Source organism: Brevibacillus sp. SIMBA_040 (genome assembly GCF_046535075.1).
GTDB lineage: Bacteria > Bacillota > Bacilli > Brevibacillales > Brevibacillaceae > Brevibacillus.
This window is the reverse complement of the sequence record NZ_JAWRXI010000256.1, coordinates 1-261: the sequence shown is the minus strand read 5'-3', so window position 1 is coordinate 261 and position 261 is coordinate 1. Positions and strand designations below refer to the sequence as shown.

Below are 261 nucleotides of genomic sequence, written 5' to 3'. Positions count from 1 at the left end.
CGCCCGGATATGACGCGTTGTCGCTCTCCATCAACTTGTCCTCGCTGGAATTGGGGCATGCGGGCTTTCCCGGTCAACTGTCCGCGCTGCTCGAATCGCTGGACGTCGATCCGCACCGATTCCAGATTGAATTGACCGATGTCGTCCCTCCTGCCGAGCTCGATTGGCTGGTGGAAGCCATTCACGCGGTGCAGGCTGTCGGCGTGCGGGTTGCGCTCGACGACTTCGGCGCCGGCTTCAACTCGCTGACGCTGCTGCAAC

Annotated in this window: 1 protein-coding gene; it reads left to right on the top strand. The window is 62.5% G+C overall.

All coding sequences use genetic code 11. The annotated features are described in order from the left end of the window. Positions 1-261: EAL domain-containing protein (locus SB752_RS32750; RefSeq protein WP_410719556.1), on the top strand; the 261-nt coding region annotated here is incomplete at both ends.